Raw genomic sequence first — 15,579 nt, forward strand, 5'->3', positions numbered from 1 at the left:
ATGGAACGGATGCTTCGGAACCTGATGACCGTGCTGCTGCTGGGGCTGGTGCTGCTGGCCCTGCCGGCCGCTGCCCAGGAGCGCGACCTGGATTCGGCCGACAACGGCCTGCTGGTGCTGAGCTACCACGACATCCGCGACGATGTGCGTGAGAAGGGTGATGCCGATGCCTACGCGGTCAGCACGCAGAACTTTGCTGCGCACCTGGACTGGCTCAGCGCCCACGGCTACCACCCGATCTCGCTGTCACAGCTGATCAAGGCCTCGCGCGGCGAAGCCCAGCTGCCGCCGCGGCCGGTGCTGCTGACCTTCGATGATGGCCTGCGCAGCGTCTACAGCCGCGTCTACCCGCTGCTGCGCGCCTACAACTACCCCGCGCTGGTGGCGGTGATCACCGACTACGTGGACATGGCCCCGGGCCGCACCATCGACTACGGCTACCGTCCGTTCGGCCACGATGATTTCCTCACCTGGGACCAGCTGCGGGAAATGCAGGCCAGCGGCCTGATCGAACTGGCCAGCCACACCGACAACCAGCACCACGGCGTGCAGTCCAACCCACAGGGCAACCAGACGCCGGCGGTGATCACCCGTATCTACGACCCGAAGACGCAGCGCTACGAGACCGCACAGCAGTACCAAACGCGCCTGCGCGACGATCTCTCGCTCAGCGTCAAGCGCATCCAGGACGAACTGGGGGTCACCCCGAAGGCGATCGTGTGGCCATACGCCGCCTACAACACGCTGAGCAACGCCATTGCCGAAGAACTGGGCATGCCGGTGTCGTTCGACCTGGAAGGCCGCAGCACACCGATCACCTCCGACCTGCACGGCCTGGCGCGCCTGCTGGTGACCAACAACCCCAACGTCAGCTCACTGGCCTTCGAACTACGCCGCAATGTCAGCCTGGATGGTACCCGCGCTCTGCAGATCGACCTGGACGCGGTCTACGACGCCGACCCGGCGCAGCTGGCACGCAATCTCGACACGCTGATCGACCGCGTCAAGAAGATCGGCCCGACCCACGTCTACCTGCAGGCCTTCGCCGACCCCGACGGCAACAATACGGCCAACGCGCTGTACTTCCCCAACCGGCACATGCCGATGCGCGCGGACCTGTTCAACCGCGTGGCCTGGCAGCTGAAGACCCGTGCCGGGGTAAAGGTCTACGCCTGGCTGCCGGTGCTCGGCTATGAGCTGCCGGATGCGGCGCAACGCACCGCGCTGGGCATCGCCAGCCCGGAACGCGACGGCATGTACCGGCTGGACTTCACCAAGCCGCAGGCGCGGCAGATCATCAAGGACATCTACGAAGACCTGGCGATCAACTCGTACTTCGAAGGACTGCTGTTCCATGACGATGCCTACGTGCGCGACACCGAACTGGCACAGTTGCCACAGGAAGGCAGCGAAGGCGGGCGCACCCAGGCACTGATCGACTTCACCCTGGAGCTGCGTGACGTGGCCCAGCGCTGGCGGCCGAAGCTTGGCACCGTGCGCAACCTGTACGCGCAGCCGGTACTCGAACCGCAGAGCGCCAGCTGGTTCGCCCAGCGCCTGGATCTGTTCAACCACGCCTACGACCGCACCGCGCTGATGGCGATGCCGTGGATGGAAGGCAGCAAGCACCCCGAACGCTGGCTGGACCGCCTGGTCATGGCCGTGCGCGCGCACGATCCTGAGCTGAAGCACACGATGTTCGAGCTGCAGACCGTGGACTGGCGCACGCAGACGCCGATCAGCGGCCAGCGCCTGCGCGCCCAGATCCGCCGGTTGCAGGCACAGGGCGTGCGCCATTTTGCATGGTACCCAGACGACTTCATCGGCGACAAGCCGTCGACCACAGACGCGCGCGCCGCGATGTCGGCGCGCAACTTCCCGTACGCGGAGAAGTGACATGGACATGAGTCCCTGGCTGTACGCCCTGTTCCAGTTCGCCTTCTTCTACCCGATGGTGATGGCCTTCTTCTGGATGTCAGGTGGCCTGTACTACTTCTTCCGCCGCGAGCGGAAGTCGCGACCGCGCAACGATCCACCGCCGATGGCCAGCTACCCGTTCGCCACGCTGCTGATTCCATGCCACAACGAATCGGACAACCTGGACGATACCCTCGGCGCAGCGCTGGCACAGCGCTATCCGGATTTCGAAGTGATCGCCATCAACGATGGCAGCGGCGACGATACCGGCGCCCGTCTGGATGCATTGGCCGCCCTGCACCCACGCCTGAGGGTGGTGCACCTGGACCGCAACCTGGGCAAGGCCAATGCACTGCGCATGGGTGCGCTGGCCTCGCGCTCGGAGTACCTGGTGTGCATCGATGGCGATGCGATGCTGGAAGAGCACGCGATGCACTGGATGGTCTGGCACCTCACCAGTGGCCCGCGCGTGGGTGCGGTGACCGGCAACCCGCGCATCCGCAATCGCTCCACCCTGCTGGGCCGCCTGCAGGTGGCCGAGTTCTCCTCGATCATCGGCATGATCAAGCGCGCCCAGCGCGTGTACGGGCGCATCTTCACCGTGTCCGGGGTCATTGCCGCGTTCCGTCGTACGGCCCTGCACCGCATCGGCTACTGGGCCGACGACATGGTGACCGAGGACATCGACATCAGCTGGCGCCTGCAGCTGGACCACTGGGACATCCGCTACGAGCCCAACGCGCTGTGCTTCATCCTGATGCCGGAAACCCTGAAGGGCCTGTGGCGGCAGCGCCTGCGCTGGGCGCAGGGCGGCGTGGAAGTGCTGCTTCGGCACGGCACGTCGTTGTTCAGCTGGCGCAAGCGACGCATGTGGGGTGTGCTGCTGGAGTACATCCTCAGCGTGTTGTGGGCGTACACCATGCTGCTGATCGTGGTGCTGTGGGCCCTGGGCAAGTTCGTCCCACTGCCGGCCCCTCTGTACATCGACACGCTGCTGCCACAATGGCACGGCGTGATCCTGGCCCTGGTCTGCCTGCTGCAGTTCGCCAGCAGCCTGATCATCGATCGTCGTTACGAAACACACATTGGACGCAACTACTTCTGGGTCATCTGGTACCCGATGGCGTACTGGTTGATCAGCCTGTTCACCACCCTGGTGGCGCTGCCGAAGACGTTGCTGCGGCGACGTGGAAAGCGCGCCACCTGGGTCAGCCCTGACCGGGGGATCCGATGAACGCTGTGCGCGGCACCACCGAGCGAACGTCATCCAACCGCTTCGATTCGCGGTTGATCCAGAAGTCGCGCCAGCAGCCGCGCCTGCAGCGCACGGCCTGGGGCTTCGTGACCCTGGCGTTCTGGGGTTTCTACTTCTACCTGTGGGCACCGCTGGTGACCCTGGTGTCATGGCTTCTGGGTGGACACCTGGCCTACGTGCAGTTGTACCAGCGCAAGCAGCATGTGGACCCGTTCGTGGTGATCGCGCTGCCGGTCATCCTGGTGGCCTGCGCGCTGCTGTTGATCGCATGGGCCGAGTACAACCGCTTCCGGTTCGCTGGCAAGGAGCGGCGTGAACCGCGCGAGGATTCCAGCCGCCACGACATCGCCCATGCCCTGGGTGCCAGCGATGCGCTGGCCGAGCAGCTGATGTATGCGAAGGCCGTGACGCTGCACATGGACGACAACGCGCGGCCGCTGGGGCTGACGCGGCAGCCGCTGCTGTGACGGGTGGGTGTTTTTTGCAGGGCTGCAGGCCCTGCCAGACACACCCTACCGCGTCTGCCCTTCGCCACGCACCACGAAACGCTCCACCGTCAGCGCTTCCAGGCCCATCGGGCCATACGCATGCAGGCGCGTGGTGGAAATGCCGATTTCGCTGCCCAGTCCCAGCTGCCCACCATCGGAGAAGCGCGAGGAAGCATTGACCATCACCACGGCCGAGCGCAGTGCGTTGACGAAGCGGTCAGCATTGCCGGAATCTTCGGTGGCGATCACTTCGGTGTGGTCGGAGGTATAGGTACGGATATGCGCGATGGCAGCCTCAAGGTCATCGACCACGCGCACCGCCAGCACCAGGTCGAGGAACTCGGCCGCGTAGTCTTCGTCCGTCGCCTCCCTGCTGCCCGGCAGCAGCGGCTGCGCACGCGCATCGGCGCGCAGTTGCACGCCACGCTCGCCCAGCGCCTGTGCGGCGCGTGGCAGGAAGGCGCCGGCCACGTCCTGGTGCACCAGCAGCGTTTCCAGCGAATTGCAGGCCGCCGGGCGGCTGCACTTGCCATCCACCAGCAGGGCCACGGCCTTGTCCAGGTCGGCGCTGGCATCGACGAACAGATGGCAGACGCCCTTGTAGTGCTTGATGACCGGCACGCGTGCGTGCTCGGCGACGAAACGGATCAGCCCTTCGCCACCGCGCGGAATGGCCAGGTCGATCAACGCATGCAGCTGCAGCAGCTCCAGCATCGCCTCGCGGCGCAGGTCGGTCAGCACCGTCACCGCAGGCGGCGGCACGCCGTTGGCCTTCATTGCGGACGCCAACGCCTGGGCGATGGCAGTGTTGGAATGGATCGCCTCCGAGCCACCGCGCAGGATCACGCCATTGCCGGCCTTCAGGCACAGCGCGGCGGCTTCGGCGGTGACGTTCGGGCGCGCTTCGTAGATCATCGCGATCACGCCCAGCGGCACGCGTACCTTCTGCACGCGGATGCCATTGGGGCGCACGTCGTCGCGGGTCACCTGCCCTACCGGGTCCGGCAGTGCGGCCACCTCGCGCACGGCCTCGGCCATCGCGAACAGGCGCGCCGGGTCCAGCGCCAGACGGTCGAGCATGGCGCTGCCGACGCCCTTCCCGCGCGCGGCGGCCAGATCACGGGCGTTGCCAGCCAGAATCAGCCCGGCGTTGCTTTCCAATGCCTGGGCCATGGCCAGCAGCAGTCTGCTGCGTGCACCGGTGTCCAGGCCAGCGACTACCTGGGCCGCGTCACGGCAGGCACGCGCCTGCGCTTCGATCTCGTTCATGGGGGTGTCCTGCAGTCCGGTCATGGCAGCACCAGATCATCACGATGGACGACGGTGCCACCGTAGTTGTAGCCGAGCACGCCCTGGATGTCGCGCGAATGGCGGCCGGCAATGCGGCGCACGTCACCGGCAGCGTACTGGCTGACCCCACGCGCGACGCAGATGCGTCCGTGCGGGGCGTTCCAGCAGACCTGCACCATGTCGCCCCGGCGGAAATCGCCTTCGGCGCCGCTGATGCCACCGGGCAGCAGCGAAGCCCCCTTCTCGCGCATCGCCTGTGCTGCGCCGGCATCAACCAGGATCGCACCGTCGGCCAAGGGCGCATGCCGCAGCCAGTGCTTGCGTGCGGCTTCGCGGCTGCGCGCGGCGTGGATGCGGGTGCCGAACAGGCGGTCCTGTGCCAGCGCGCGCGCGACGTCGCCGCTGCGGCCATTGAACAGGTAGGTTTCGATGCCCAGCCGGCCGGCCTTCGCCGCCGCTTCCAGCTTGGTGCGCATGCCACCGGTACCGGCGCGCGAACCGGCACCGCCGGCCATCGCCAGCACCGCATCATCCAGCTCACGCACCTCGTGCAGCGGGTGCGCGTCGGCCACGGTGCGTGGATCGGCGCTGTACAGGCCATCGATATCGGTAGCGATGAACAGTGCATCGGCATCGACCAGCGCGGCCACGGTGGCGGCCAGGTTGTCGTTGTCGCCAAGCTTGAGCTCGTCCACCGACACGGTGTCGTTCTCGTTGACCACCGGCAATGCCCCCAGGCGCAGCAGCTCGGTCAGTGTCGCGCGCGCGTTGAGGTAGCGGCGACGGTTGCGCAGGTCGTCGTGGGTCAGCAGCACCTGCGCCACCGGGCGTTCGAAAAAGCGTTGCCAGAGTCCGATCAGCTGCGCCTGGCCGAGCGCGGCCAAGGCCTGCCGTGCCGCCATCGCGGCCCCCGGCTCATCGTCACGCGGCAGGATGGCGCGGCCCGCAGCGACCGCGCCGGACGAGACGATGACCACCTCGCGCCCGGCCAGCACGTTGGCCGAGACGAACTGGGCCAGGCCCAGTGCATGGCGCGGCGACAGGCCTCCGCCATCGGCGGCCAACAGGCTGCTGCCGACCTTGAGCACGGCACGCCGCCACGGCGGCAGCGCTTGTTCGGGGAACGGCGAGGCGACGTGGGGGGCGTGCAGTGTCATCAGGTGCGCCTCAGCGGGTGTTCCATTCGTGCACGGTGAGGTGCGAGGCCTGCATGGTCACCAGCGGATCGGTGGCGACGATGGCCTGTGCTTCGGCCAGGCCGCCCACATTGCACAGCACATAGGCGCCGCCGGTGCCATCGCTGAACCCACCGGTCAGCTGCAGGTGGCCCTGCGCGCGCAGCGCATCGAGAAAGTCCAGGTGCGGCTGCACGGCGGCGGCGTTGAAGTCCGGCCGACGCATCGCCAGCACCAGGTAGACGGTGCCGGCCATCAGGACAGCGCCTGCCAGCGCGTGCGCAGTTCGTCCAGGCGCAGGTCGGCGGCCGAACCGGGCGATACGCGCGCGGCCAGGCTGCCTTCTGGCGTGCGGCCCTGCCCTGCACTGTCGGCACCGGCGGCCGCGGCCTTGTAGGCCTCGCGGAACGGCACGCCGGCGACGGCGGCTTCCACCGCCACGTCGGTCGCATACATGCCCGAATCGATGGCCGCGCGCAGCTTGTCATCGCGCCATTCCAGGTTGGCCAGCAGCGCCGGCAGCAGCTCCAGCGCGGCCAGGCCACGACCGAAGCCGTGGAAGATGGCGCCTTTCGACGATTGCAGATCGCGGTGGTAGCCCGAGGGCAGCGACAGCAGCTGTTCGATCTCGGTACGCGCCGCGGCCACGCTGGCATGGGTGGCGCGCATCAGCTCGATCACGTCCGGGTTGCGCTTGTTGGGCATGATCGAGCTGCCGGTGGTGTACTGCGCCGGCAGCGCGACGAAACCGAACTCGGCGCTGGTGAACAGCGAAAGGTCCCAGGCGATGCGCCGCAGGTCCAGGGTGGCGCCACCGAGTGCTTCCAGTGCGGCCAGCTCGAACTTGCCGCGCGACAGCTGGGCGTAGATGGGCGAAACCTGCATGCGCGCAAAGCCCAGCGCGGCGGTGGTGTGTTCGCGGTCCAGCGGCAGGTTCACGCCGTAGCCGGCGGCGGTGCCCAGCGGGTTGGCATCGACCAGCGCGTGGGTGTCGCGCGCGCGCACGGCATTGTCGATGAAAGCCTCGGCCCAACCAGCCCACCACATGCCCGCCGAGGACACCACGGCACGCTGGATGTGGGTGTAGCCGGGAATCGGCAGATCCTTCTCGGCCTGCGCGCGGTCCAGCGCGACCTTGGCCACTTCGGCACTGAGCTGGGCCACGCGCTGCAGCTTTTCCTTAAGCCACAGGCGGGTGGCCACCAGGATCTGGTCGTTGCGGCTGCGGCCGGTGTGGATCTTGCGGCCGGCATCGCCCAGGCGCTCGGTCAGGCGCGCCTCGATGGCCGAGTGGCCATCTTCGTACTGCGTATCGAGCACGAAACGGCCTTCGCGGAAGTCCTGCGCCAGCACCTCCAGTTCGCGCAGCAGGCCCTCCAGCTCGTCGGCGCTGAGGATGCCGATGTGCTGCAGGCCCTGCGCGTGCGCTGCGCTGGCGGCAATGTCGTGCAGGAAGAATTCGCGATCGAGGATCACGTCATCGCCGGCGAGGAAGGTCTGGATCTGGGCGTCGACGGCGACGCCGGGCTTCTGCCAAAGAAGGTCTGCCATGGGGGCTCCGGGAATGCGATATCAGGTATCAGTGCGGGATCGACGTCAGTTCGTCGATGCCCAGCGCGAGGTTGAGGTTCTGCATGGCCTGGGTGGCCGCACCCTTGAGCAGGTTGTCCAGGGTCGCCACCACCACCACCCGCTTGTTGCCCGGGGCCAGGGTGAAGCCACCGACCTGCGCGCCATGGCGGCCGGCGATCTGGCTGACCCACGGCGCTTCATCGACGATCTCCACCAACGGCTCGCCGGCATAGGCCTGCTGGAAGCGTTCGACGATCTGCTCGCGGGTCTGCGCGCGGTTCAGCCACAGGTTGGCGGTGAGGGTGATGCCACGGAAATGCGGGGCGACGTGCGGCATGAACTCCACCGGCACGCCGAGCTGCGCGGACACTTCGCGCTCGTGCATATGGTTGGTCAGCGAATACGGCATGAGGTTGTCGGCCAGCAGCTCGGGGTTGTTCTTGTCCGAGGGCGAGGTACCCGCACCGGAGTAACCGGACACGCCGAAGCACTGCGGCGGGCCGGCCAGCAGGTCCAGCAGCGGGTGGATGGCCAGCTGCATGGCGGTGGCATAGCAGCCCGGGTTGCTGATGTGCTTCTGGCCCTGGTAACGGCCGCGGGTCAGCTCCGGCAGGCCGTAGTACCACTGGTTGTCGAAGCGGTAGTCGGCCGACAGGTCGACGATGACCGTGTCCGGCTTTGCCGCCTGCAGGGCCGCCACGAACGGGGCGGCCAGACCGTTGGGCAGGGCCAGGATGACGGCGTCCACCCCCTTGGCGGCCACCGCGTCGGCATCCAGGTTTTCGTAGTACAGCTCACCCTGCACTTCCGGGTGGTGATCGCCCAGGCGCTTGCCGGCCAGTTCGCGCGAGGACACAAAGGCCAGCTGCAGGCGCGGGTGCGCGGCCACCAGCTTGATCAGCTCGGCACCGGTGTGGCCGCGGGCACCGACGATGCCCAGGGTGAAAGTCGATTCGTTCATGCGTGATGGTCCAGGCGGTGCTGCAGGTGGCGCTTCACGCCCTGCCATTCCGCGTCGATGATGGAAAAGATGACGGTGTCGCGCGGCGTGCCGTCGGCATGCCGGGTGTAATTGCGCAGCACGCCGTCCTGCTTGGCGCCCAGGCGGGCGATGGCGGCGCGCGAGGCATGGTTGAACCAGCTGGTTTCCAGCACCACGCTGATGCAGCCCAGGGTTTCGAAGGCGTGCTGCAGCAGCAACAGCTTGGCCTCGGTGTTGACCCCGGTGCGCTGCACGCGCGGGGCGTACCAGGTGTAGCCGAGGCTGAGCCGGGGCACGCCAGGTTCCAGTGCATAGAAGCGGGTGCTGCCGACGATGTCGCCGGCCGCATCGCGGACCGCGAACGGCAGCACCTTGCCTTCGGCCTGCGCGTCCAGCGCGGCCTGCACATAGTGCCCTGCCCGCTCCGGCGACGGCACCTGGGTGTACCAGAGCTGGTCCAGGCCACTGCCCTGCAGCGCCGCGGCCAGCCCCGGCACATGTTCACGCTGCAGCGGTTCCAGCATCACGTGCTGGCCGCGCAGGGTGGGGACGGTGGTCCAGGCGCCGGCGTTGCGCATGCCTCAGCCCTTCAGACTCGGCGTACGCGCCGCGCAGTGGTCGACGTAGGTCTTGATGCGGTCGATGCCATCGGCGCCGAACCAGAACACCTTCCACTGGTCCTGCTTGTAGCAGCCATCGGACTCGGCGTAGTAGAAGTGGTTGATCGGATTGCCGTGGCGCGAGCGCCAGAACAGCTGCGGCGTTTCTTCCAGCATCACGTTCCAGACCGCGCGGCCCAGGCCTTCGCCCTGTGCATCGTCCAGCACGGCGAACTTGTCCAGGTACACGCCTTCGGCTTCGTCGGTGAGGATGACCGCCGTGCGGTAGTTCTCGCTGACGTAGGCGCGCAGCAGCTTCGTTTTTTCGAAATAGTCCGGCACCAGGGTCCGGCCGAAGCTGGATTCGATCAGGCCCTTCAGGCGCGGCAGGTCCAGTTCATCCCAGCCGGTGGCGCGCAGCACCTTTTCGCCCTTGCGCACCAGCGTGCCCGAGCCCTTGTGGGTGAACAGTTCCTTGGCCAGGTCGGCCGGGCGGGTGATCGACACCGACGATTCCAGCGGCAGGCGGTCCAGCAGATCCTTGATCTGCTCGATCTTCACCTTCATGCCGCCATGGATCCACGGCTGCGCGATCAGATGATCGTACTCGGTGGACAGGTTGATCGAATCGATCACGCTGCCCGCCTCGTCCAGCAGGCCGCCGGTGCCGGTGAGGAAGATGATCTTGTACGGCTGCAGTTCCTGCACCAGTTCGTTGGCGGCGAAATCAGCGTTCACGTTGAGGATCTGCCCGCCGGCGGTCTCGCCCAGGCTGGTGATGACCGGGATCGAACCGGCACGCAGGCTGGCCTCGATGGGCGCCAGATTCACCTTCTTCACTTCGCCCACCAGACCGTAGGTGTCCAGGTCCAGGTACTCAGCCTCGAACACGCCGCCGGTGATGGAGGTCGCGCGCGCGCCGTTCTGCTGCAGGGCCTCGACCAGGCGCAGGTTGGACTGCTGGAATACCCGGCGCACGATGGCCAGTGCTTGCGGCGAGGTCACCCGCAGGCCGTTGACGGTCTGTTTCTCGATGCCGGCGGCCGACAGTTCGGCATCCAGCTGTGGGCCGGCACCGTGCAGCACGATGGGCGTCAGGCCGACTTCCTGCAGGAACGACAGCGAGGAGGTCAGCGCTTCAAGATCGTCGCGCAGCACCGCGCCGCCGACCTTGACCACGGCGAAGCGCTTGGCATCCAGCTGCGAAAAGCGCTTGAGGTACTGGCTGATCTCCTTCGCGCTGGCCATGCTGGAAAGCAGGCGCACGATGGTCTGGCGGGTCTGGCGGTGGGGCTGGAGGGCAGGAGACATTTCGGTTTCGTCAAAAAGGGAAGAATCAGGCGCCGGCGGCGATGATGCGGTGCACGGCGTCGGTGTAGCGCTGCAGCTGGTCCAGGGTCACGAACTCATCGGCGGTATGGGCCTGGGCGATATCGCCCGGGCCGAACACCAGCGTGGTGTAACCGGCGGCGGAGAACAGCGAGGCCTCGGTCCAGAAATCCACCGCGTTGCCGATCGGCAGGTCCAGCGCGTCGGCCACATCGCGCGCCAGCAGACGGCGGTTCTCGGCGTCGGCGATGTCGCCGGCCGGCAGGCTGGGGCCACGGAAGGTTTCGGTGAATACCGCTGCTTCCGGCTCGGCGAAACCGGCAAACGTCGCCAGCAGCGCGTCGATGTCCATCGACGGCAGCGGGCGGAAGCCGAAGCGCACTTCGGCCGCAGGCGCGATCATGTTGGCCTTGATGCCGCCTTCGACGCGACCGATGTTGAAGCGCAGGCCGGTGAGGCCGCCGAAGCGCGTCGAGGCCAGCGACTCCACATGGTCCAGCGCGCGGTTGCCCCAGCGCATGGCCTGGTGCAGCGCGCTGGCGGCCGCATCCTGCTTGCCCGAGGCATGGCCGGCACGACCGGCGAACTGCATCAGCACCGAGCTGATGCCACGATGCGCCAGCACGGCTTCGCTCATGGTCGGTTCGGCCACCAGCACCGCCTCGTACGGCAGGCCACGGGCCAGGAACGCGGCGATGCAGCGCGGGTCATTGGCCTCCTCGTCGCTGGAGAACAGGAACGCGGCGTCGCCATCACTGGCATTGGCCGCGACCACCAGCGCAGCGGCCGCGCCCTTGATGTCACACACGCCCAGGCCGACCACGCGGTCGTCCAGGCGGCGCATCACGTGCGGGTCGGCACTCCAGTGCGGCGAATCCGGCACGGTGTCCAGATGCACGTTGAACAGGTACTTCGGCGTACCACGCACGGCGTACAGGCTGACCGCACCGGCGCCGTGGTCGATCACTTCGACGTTGAACCCGGGCAGGTTCGCGCGCAGGTAATCGAAGATGCCGCCAGTGGTGATCGCACGCGGCGGGTTGCGGGTGTCGAAAGACACCAGGGCCTGGAGGTGCTGCAGGGTGGAAGCAAGCAGGTCGGTCATGGGGTCAACTGGGTGTTCAAACGGCCGAGGCCGGGGCGTAAGGGTTCAGGTGTACGATTTCCATCAGCAGCTCCGGTCGTGCCGGTGCGCTGAAGCCGAAGCCGGCGTACAGCCCATGTGCATCGCTGGTGGCCAGCATGAAGCGGCGCAGGCCCTGCAGCTGCGGGTGCGCCATGATGGCTTGCACCAGCTGCTTGCTGTAGCCCTGGCCGCGGTGCTGCGGCAACACGAACACATCGGCCAGATAGGCAAACGTGGCACCGTCGGTGATGACGCGCGCGAACGCCACCTGGCCGAACGCCTCCAGGTAAGCTCCAAAACACAACGAACCGCTGATCGCCCGTTCCACCACGTCGCGCCCGATGCCCGGGCTCCAATACGCCTGGGTGGACAGGAAATGATGGATCAGGGCAACGTCCAGGTCCTGCGGATCGGTGCTGATACGTAACGCGCTCATCGTTTCATCCGTTTGCCATGTGCCTTGGCCCGCACGGGGCCAGGGCAATGCGGTCTCAGCGGTTCACCTGCGCATACAGCGTCGAGCTCATGCCGAACAGCTTGATGAAGCCTTCGGCTTCTTCCACGCCCCAGTCGGCCGACTGCGCGTAGGTGGCGCCCTTGGTGTTGAGCAGGTGCGGCGACTTCACCGCCACCGCGTCAACACGGCCGCCACGTGTTTCCAGCACCACTTCGCCGTTCACCTTGGCCTGCGAGGACTTCAGGAACGCTTCGATGTCGGTCTTCAACGGGTCGTGGTAGAAGCCTTCGTACACCAGCTCCACCCACTTGCGCGCCACGTCCGGCTTGAAGCGGTTCTGCTGCTTGGTCAGCACCGCATCTTCCAGCGCGCGGTGCGCGGCCAGCAGCGAAACCAGGCCCGGGGCTTCGAACACGATGCGGCCCTTCAGGCCGATGACGGTGTCACCGGTGTAAACGCCGCGGCCGACGCCGTACGGGGCGAACAGCTTGTTCAGCTGGGCCAGGATCTGGTCGCCCGGCAGGGCCTTGCCGTTCAGTTCGACGGCTTCGCCTTCCACGAACTTCAGGGTGACCGTCAGCGCCTGTTCCGGCCACTCGCTGCGCGGCGAGCACCAGCCGCGAGCGCCTTCGCCCGGTGCTTCCCAACGGTCGATCTCGCCGCCGGACATCGTCACGCCCAGCAGGTTTTCGTTGATGGTGTAAGCCTGCTGCTTGGCGCGCACGCCGAAGCCGCGCTCTTCCAGGTACTTCTGCTCGTAGGCGCGGGTCTGGGTGTGTTCCTTCTGGATCTCGCGGATCGGCGCGATGATCTGGTAATCACCCAGGGCCTTCACGGCCAGGTCGAAGCGGACCTGGTCGTTGCCCATGCCAGTGCAGCCGTGGGCGATGATGTGGGTGCCCAGTTCGGCGGCACGCTTCAGCGCGGCATCGACGATGAGGTAACGGTCCGAGACCAGCAGCGGGTACTGGCCCTGGTAGCCTTCGCCGGCCCACACGAACGGCTTGACGAAGCCTTCCCAGATGGCCGGGCCACCGTTGACGGTGACGTGGCTGGTGACGCCCAGCTCGGCGGCACGCTTTTCGATGAAATCGCGCTCTTCATCATCCACGCCGCCGGTATCGGCGAACACGGTGTGCACGTTGTAGCCGCGCTCCTGCAGGTAAGGCACGCAGAAGCTGGTATCCAGGCCGCCGGAGAAGGCGAGAACGACGTCTTTGTTGCTCATGGGGATCAGGTCCACTTGGGGGATGGGAATTCGGTAGAGCCGACCGTTGGTCGGCTGGAATGGTGGATGCGCCGCTGCGGGAACAGCCGACCAACGGTCGGCTCTACCCTCGTGTTTGACTCAACGCCCGGCAACGGCGGCCATGATCGCCTTCTGCACGTGCAGTCGGTTCTCGGCTTCGTTGATGGCGATGCACTGCGGCGAATCCATCACCGCGTCGGTGGCCTTGACGTTGCGGCGCAGCGGCAGGCAGTGGCTGAACACACCGTTGTTGGTCAGCGCCATCTTGCGTTCGTCGACGATGAAGTGCTTGAACTGGTCGCGGATCGGCTTTTCCGGTTCCCAGTTGCCGAAGAACGGCAGCGCGCCCCAGCTCTTGGCATAGACCACGTCGGCGCCGGCGTAGGCGCTGTCGACATCATGGCTGATCTTCAGCGAACCACCGCTCTCGGCCACGTTCTGCTCGGCCCAGCCCATGTAGCGCTCGTCGAGGATGTAATCGGCGGTCGGGCACAGCAGGGTCACGTCCATGCCCATGCGGGTGGCGATGTCAGTGCCGAGTTGGCCACGGCGGTGTTCAGCGGCTTGGGGTGGTAGGTCCAGGTCAGCACGTACTTCTTGCCGCGCAGGTCCTGGGTACCGAAGTGCTCCTGCAGGGCCATCACGTGGGCCAGTTCCTGGCACGGGTGGGTGATGGTCTCCATGTTGATGACCGGCACCGGCGAATACCTGGCAAAGCTGTTGAGGACGATGTCCTGGCGGTCGTAGGCCCAGTCCTGGAACTTGGGAAACGCACGCACGGCGATGATGTCGCAGTAGCGGCCCAGCACCTTGGCCACTTCGGCGATGTGCTCTTCCGTATCACCGTCCATCACCGTGCCGAGGTTGAACTCGATCGGCCACGCATCCTTGCCCGGCTGCAGCACCACCGCGTGGGCGCCGAGCTGGAACGCGCCCAGCTCGAAACTGGTGCGGGTGCGCATGGACGGGTTGAAGAACACCAGCGCGATCGACTTGCCCTTGAGCTGGTCGCCGAGCTTGTTGCGCTTGAACAGCGCGGCCTGGGTCAGCAGCGTATCCAGATCGCTGCGGCTCCAGTCCTGGGTGTTCAGGAAATGCTTGGGGGACATCATCTTTCCTTGCGTGGCGGCGCCGGCGGTACGGCGCGGTGGAAGGGAAAACAGGGTGGAACGAAAAAGTTGCAGATGAAGCTTTTGGATCGCGGAAACGAAAAAACCCAGCCGGGGGGCTGGGTTTTCATCGGACGAACAGCAGAAAGCTCCGGTTACCCAGCGAGGATGTGGGGTTCCGGTCGACGGGCACGCGACGTCATGCCAGTGGCCTGGCGGGCGGCGCTGCTGTCGTGCTGGAAGTCAGTGAGCTTCATGGTCGATCATCTTTGCATGGGTGCGGGGTCGGCGCAAGACCCAGCGACCAGACAGGTCAGGGGCTACCGGCGGAAGCCTGTTCCTGGCCCACCCAGGGGGTGATCGAAACCCGTATCTTCAGGCGGTTGCCAGGGTCTTCGGGCAGCCGCGAGCGGTACTTGGTGCCCTTGTACACATAGTCCACGTCGTAGGCGATGGGCCGGCGGAATTCGCGCCCGACCGGCACGATCCTGCAGTCGCGGGTCAGCATGGGGCCGTTGTTGGCCGGGGCCGGAGTCGGGTTCTCGGCGGCCACCTCCTGGGCGGCCTCCTCATCGCCGCGCTTGAACATCGAGCGGACCGAGTCCCAGAAGCGGCCGATCCGGCCCTTGTCCTCCACCGGCTCTTCGCCGGTCACATTGACCGGGGCCAGGGTGCGGGTGGAGACAGGCTCACAGTGCTCTTCGGTGCGGGTCGCACGCAGGGTCTGGAACACCGGCTCGACATTCAGCACCTGGGCGTAGTCGAACTTCACGTTCTCCACGATCACCACCCGGTTGCGCGGCTCGGCCTCCTGGGCCTGGACCACGACCGGCGCCGCCGACAGGCAGGCCAGGGTCAGCAACACGGTGGATTTCATTGGCGATGGAAGGCAGGGCACAGCGATAGTGTAGGCAGTGACGACCGCAAGGGGCTGAACATTACCCGTCCGTGCTGCTCCTGCCCAGCCCACTCCCGCGCCCTGCCCCGCCCGGCAGCCGTGGGCGGGCGCCCCATTGGGGCCCGACACGTTC

General features: G+C 66.7%; 14 protein-coding genes and 1 pseudogene. 3 read left to right on the plus strand and 12 right to left on the minus strand.

Going from position 1 to position 15,579, the window contains the following annotated elements; all coding sequences use genetic code 11:
* Positions 1 to 9: 9 nt before the first annotated feature.
* From pgaB to pgaD, 3 genes are read left to right on the plus strand one after another with little or no spacing between them, the layout of a single operon-like run.
* On the plus strand, positions 10 to 1,896 hold the full coding sequence (gene pgaB, locus ACQKDV_RS03185; RefSeq protein WP_427782340.1) for a poly-beta-1,6-N-acetyl-D-glucosamine N-deacetylase PgaB: 1,887 nt from the start codon (positions 10 to 12) through the stop codon (positions 1,894 to 1,896).
* A gap of 1 nt (position 1,897) precedes the next feature.
* A complete protein-coding gene (gene pgaC, locus ACQKDV_RS03190) occupies positions 1,898 to 3,151 on the plus strand; it encodes a poly-beta-1,6-N-acetyl-D-glucosamine synthase (RefSeq protein WP_427782341.1) in 1,254 nt (417 codons plus the stop codon).
* Positions 3,148 to 3,639, plus strand: a complete 492-nt coding sequence (pgaD, locus tag ACQKDV_RS03195) for a poly-beta-1,6-N-acetyl-D-glucosamine biosynthesis protein PgaD (protein ID WP_427782342.1) — start codon at positions 3,148 to 3,150, stop codon at positions 3,637 to 3,639. Before pgaC ends, pgaD begins: the two co-directional genes overlap by 4 nt.
* A gap of 45 nt (positions 3,640 to 3,684) precedes the next feature.
* Here the strand turns inward: pgaD and ACQKDV_RS03200 are convergent, their stop codons facing one another.
* The 12 genes and pseudogenes from ACQKDV_RS03200 to ACQKDV_RS03255 all read right to left on the minus strand — a co-directional run bounded on the left by ACQKDV_RS03200 (position 3,685) and on the right by ACQKDV_RS03255 (position 15,425).
* Entirely contained in the window at positions 3,685 to 4,953 is a 1,269-nt protein-coding gene (locus ACQKDV_RS03200) for a glutamate-5-semialdehyde dehydrogenase (protein WP_427782343.1), read from the minus strand.
* The gene (gene proB, locus ACQKDV_RS03205; protein ID WP_427782345.1) at positions 4,950 to 6,107 is read right to left on the minus strand and encodes a glutamate 5-kinase; all 1,158 of its coding nucleotides are present in this window, start codon (positions 6,105 to 6,107) and stop codon (positions 4,950 to 4,952) included. Before proB ends, ACQKDV_RS03200 begins: the two co-directional genes overlap by 4 nt.
* Positions 6,108 to 6,117: 10 nt before the next feature.
* On the minus strand, positions 6,118 to 6,381 hold the full coding sequence (locus ACQKDV_RS03210) for a YciI family protein (protein ID WP_427782346.1): 264 nt from the start codon (positions 6,379 to 6,381) through the stop codon (positions 6,118 to 6,120).
* A complete protein-coding gene (gene argH / locus ACQKDV_RS03215) occupies positions 6,381 to 7,676 on the minus strand; it encodes an argininosuccinate lyase (RefSeq protein WP_427782347.1) in 1,296 nt (431 codons plus the stop codon). The genes ACQKDV_RS03210 and argH overlap by 1 nt, the downstream gene beginning before the upstream one ends.
* A gap of 28 nt (positions 7,677 to 7,704) precedes the next feature.
* On the minus strand, positions 7,705 to 8,658 hold the full coding sequence (gene argC / locus ACQKDV_RS03220; RefSeq protein WP_427782348.1) for an N-acetyl-gamma-glutamyl-phosphate reductase: 954 nt from the start codon (positions 8,656 to 8,658) through the stop codon (positions 7,705 to 7,707).
* A complete protein-coding gene (locus ACQKDV_RS03225) occupies positions 8,655 to 9,257 on the minus strand; it encodes a GNAT family N-acetyltransferase (protein WP_427782349.1) in 603 nt (200 codons plus the stop codon). The genes argC and ACQKDV_RS03225 overlap by 4 nt, the downstream gene beginning before the upstream one ends.
* Positions 9,258 to 9,260: 3 nt before the next feature.
* Complete coding sequence (locus ACQKDV_RS03230) at positions 9,261 to 10,589, minus strand: acetylglutamate kinase (RefSeq protein ID WP_427782350.1); 1,329 nt, start codon at positions 10,587 to 10,589, stop codon at positions 9,261 to 9,263.
* 25 nt (positions 10,590 to 10,614) lie between these two features.
* Positions 10,615 to 11,712, minus strand: coding sequence for an acetylornithine deacetylase (locus tag ACQKDV_RS03235; RefSeq protein WP_427782351.1), 1,098 nt, complete (start codon positions 11,710 to 11,712; stop codon positions 10,615 to 10,617).
* Between the two features lie 16 nt (positions 11,713 to 11,728).
* The gene (locus ACQKDV_RS03240; protein ID WP_427782352.1) at positions 11,729 to 12,169 is read right to left on the minus strand and encodes a GNAT family N-acetyltransferase; all 441 of its coding nucleotides are present in this window, start codon (positions 12,167 to 12,169) and stop codon (positions 11,729 to 11,731) included.
* Between the two features lie 55 nt (positions 12,170 to 12,224).
* Positions 12,225 to 13,418, minus strand: a complete 1,194-nt coding sequence (locus tag ACQKDV_RS03245) for an argininosuccinate synthase (RefSeq protein WP_134972046.1) — start codon at positions 13,416 to 13,418, stop codon at positions 12,225 to 12,227.
* Positions 13,419 to 13,538: 120 nt separating this feature from the next.
* A pseudogene (locus tag ACQKDV_RS03250) lies at positions 13,539 to 14,548 on the minus strand (N-acetylornithine carbamoyltransferase).
* Positions 14,549 to 14,861: 313 nt separating this feature from the next.
* Entirely contained in the window at positions 14,862 to 15,425 is a 564-nt protein-coding gene (locus tag ACQKDV_RS03255) for a hypothetical protein (protein WP_427782353.1), read from the minus strand.
* Between the last annotated feature and the right edge of the window lie 154 nt (positions 15,426 to 15,579).

It is taken from the genome of Stenotrophomonas sp. NPDC077659 (assembly GCF_050268705.1).
In the GTDB taxonomy this organism is placed as follows: Bacteria; Pseudomonadota; Gammaproteobacteria; order Xanthomonadales; family Xanthomonadaceae; genus Stenotrophomonas.

Bases quoted from the DNA above. Each gene is read 5' to 3' on its own strand.
- pgaB (WP_427782340.1), top strand. From the start codon at position 10: ATGCTTCGGAACCTGATGACCGTGCTGCTGCTGGGGCTGGTGCTGCTG.
- pgaC (WP_427782341.1), top strand. From the start codon at position 1,898: ATGGACATGAGTCCCTGGCTGTACGCCCTGTTCCAGTTCGCCTTCTTC.
- pgaD (WP_427782342.1), top strand. From the start codon at position 3,148: ATGAACGCTGTGCGCGGCACCACCGAGCGAACGTCATCCAACCGCTTC.
- ACQKDV_RS03200 (WP_427782343.1), bottom strand. From the start codon at position 4,953: ATGACCGGACTGCAGGACACCCCCATGAACGAGATCGAAGCGCAGGCG.
- proB (WP_427782345.1), bottom strand. From the start codon at position 6,107: ATGACACTGCACGCCCCCCACGTCGCCTCGCCGTTCCCCGAACAAGCG.
- ACQKDV_RS03210 (WP_427782346.1), bottom strand. From the start codon at position 6,381: ATGGCCGGCACCGTCTACCTGGTGCTGGCGATGCGTCGGCCGGACTTC.
- argH (WP_427782347.1), bottom strand. From the start codon at position 7,676: ATGGCAGACCTTCTTTGGCAGAAGCCCGGCGTCGCCGTCGACGCCCAG.
- argC (WP_427782348.1), bottom strand. From the start codon at position 8,658: ATGAACGAATCGACTTTCACCCTGGGCATCGTCGGTGCCCGCGGCCAC.
- ACQKDV_RS03225 (WP_427782349.1), bottom strand. From the start codon at position 9,257: ATGCGCAACGCCGGCGCCTGGACCACCGTCCCCACCCTGCGCGGCCAG.
- ACQKDV_RS03230 (WP_427782350.1), bottom strand. From the start codon at position 10,589: ATGTCTCCTGCCCTCCAGCCCCACCGCCAGACCCGCCAGACCATCGTG.
- ACQKDV_RS03235 (WP_427782351.1), bottom strand. From the start codon at position 11,712: ATGACCGACCTGCTTGCTTCCACCCTGCAGCACCTCCAGGCCCTGGTG.
- ACQKDV_RS03240 (WP_427782352.1), bottom strand. From the start codon at position 12,169: ATGAGCGCGTTACGTATCAGCACCGATCCGCAGGACCTGGACGTTGCC.
- ACQKDV_RS03245 (WP_134972046.1), bottom strand. From the start codon at position 13,418: ATGAGCAACAAAGACGTCGTTCTCGCCTTCTCCGGCGGCCTGGATACC.
- ACQKDV_RS03255 (WP_427782353.1), bottom strand. From the start codon at position 15,425: ATGAAATCCACCGTGTTGCTGACCCTGGCCTGCCTGTCGGCGGCGCCG.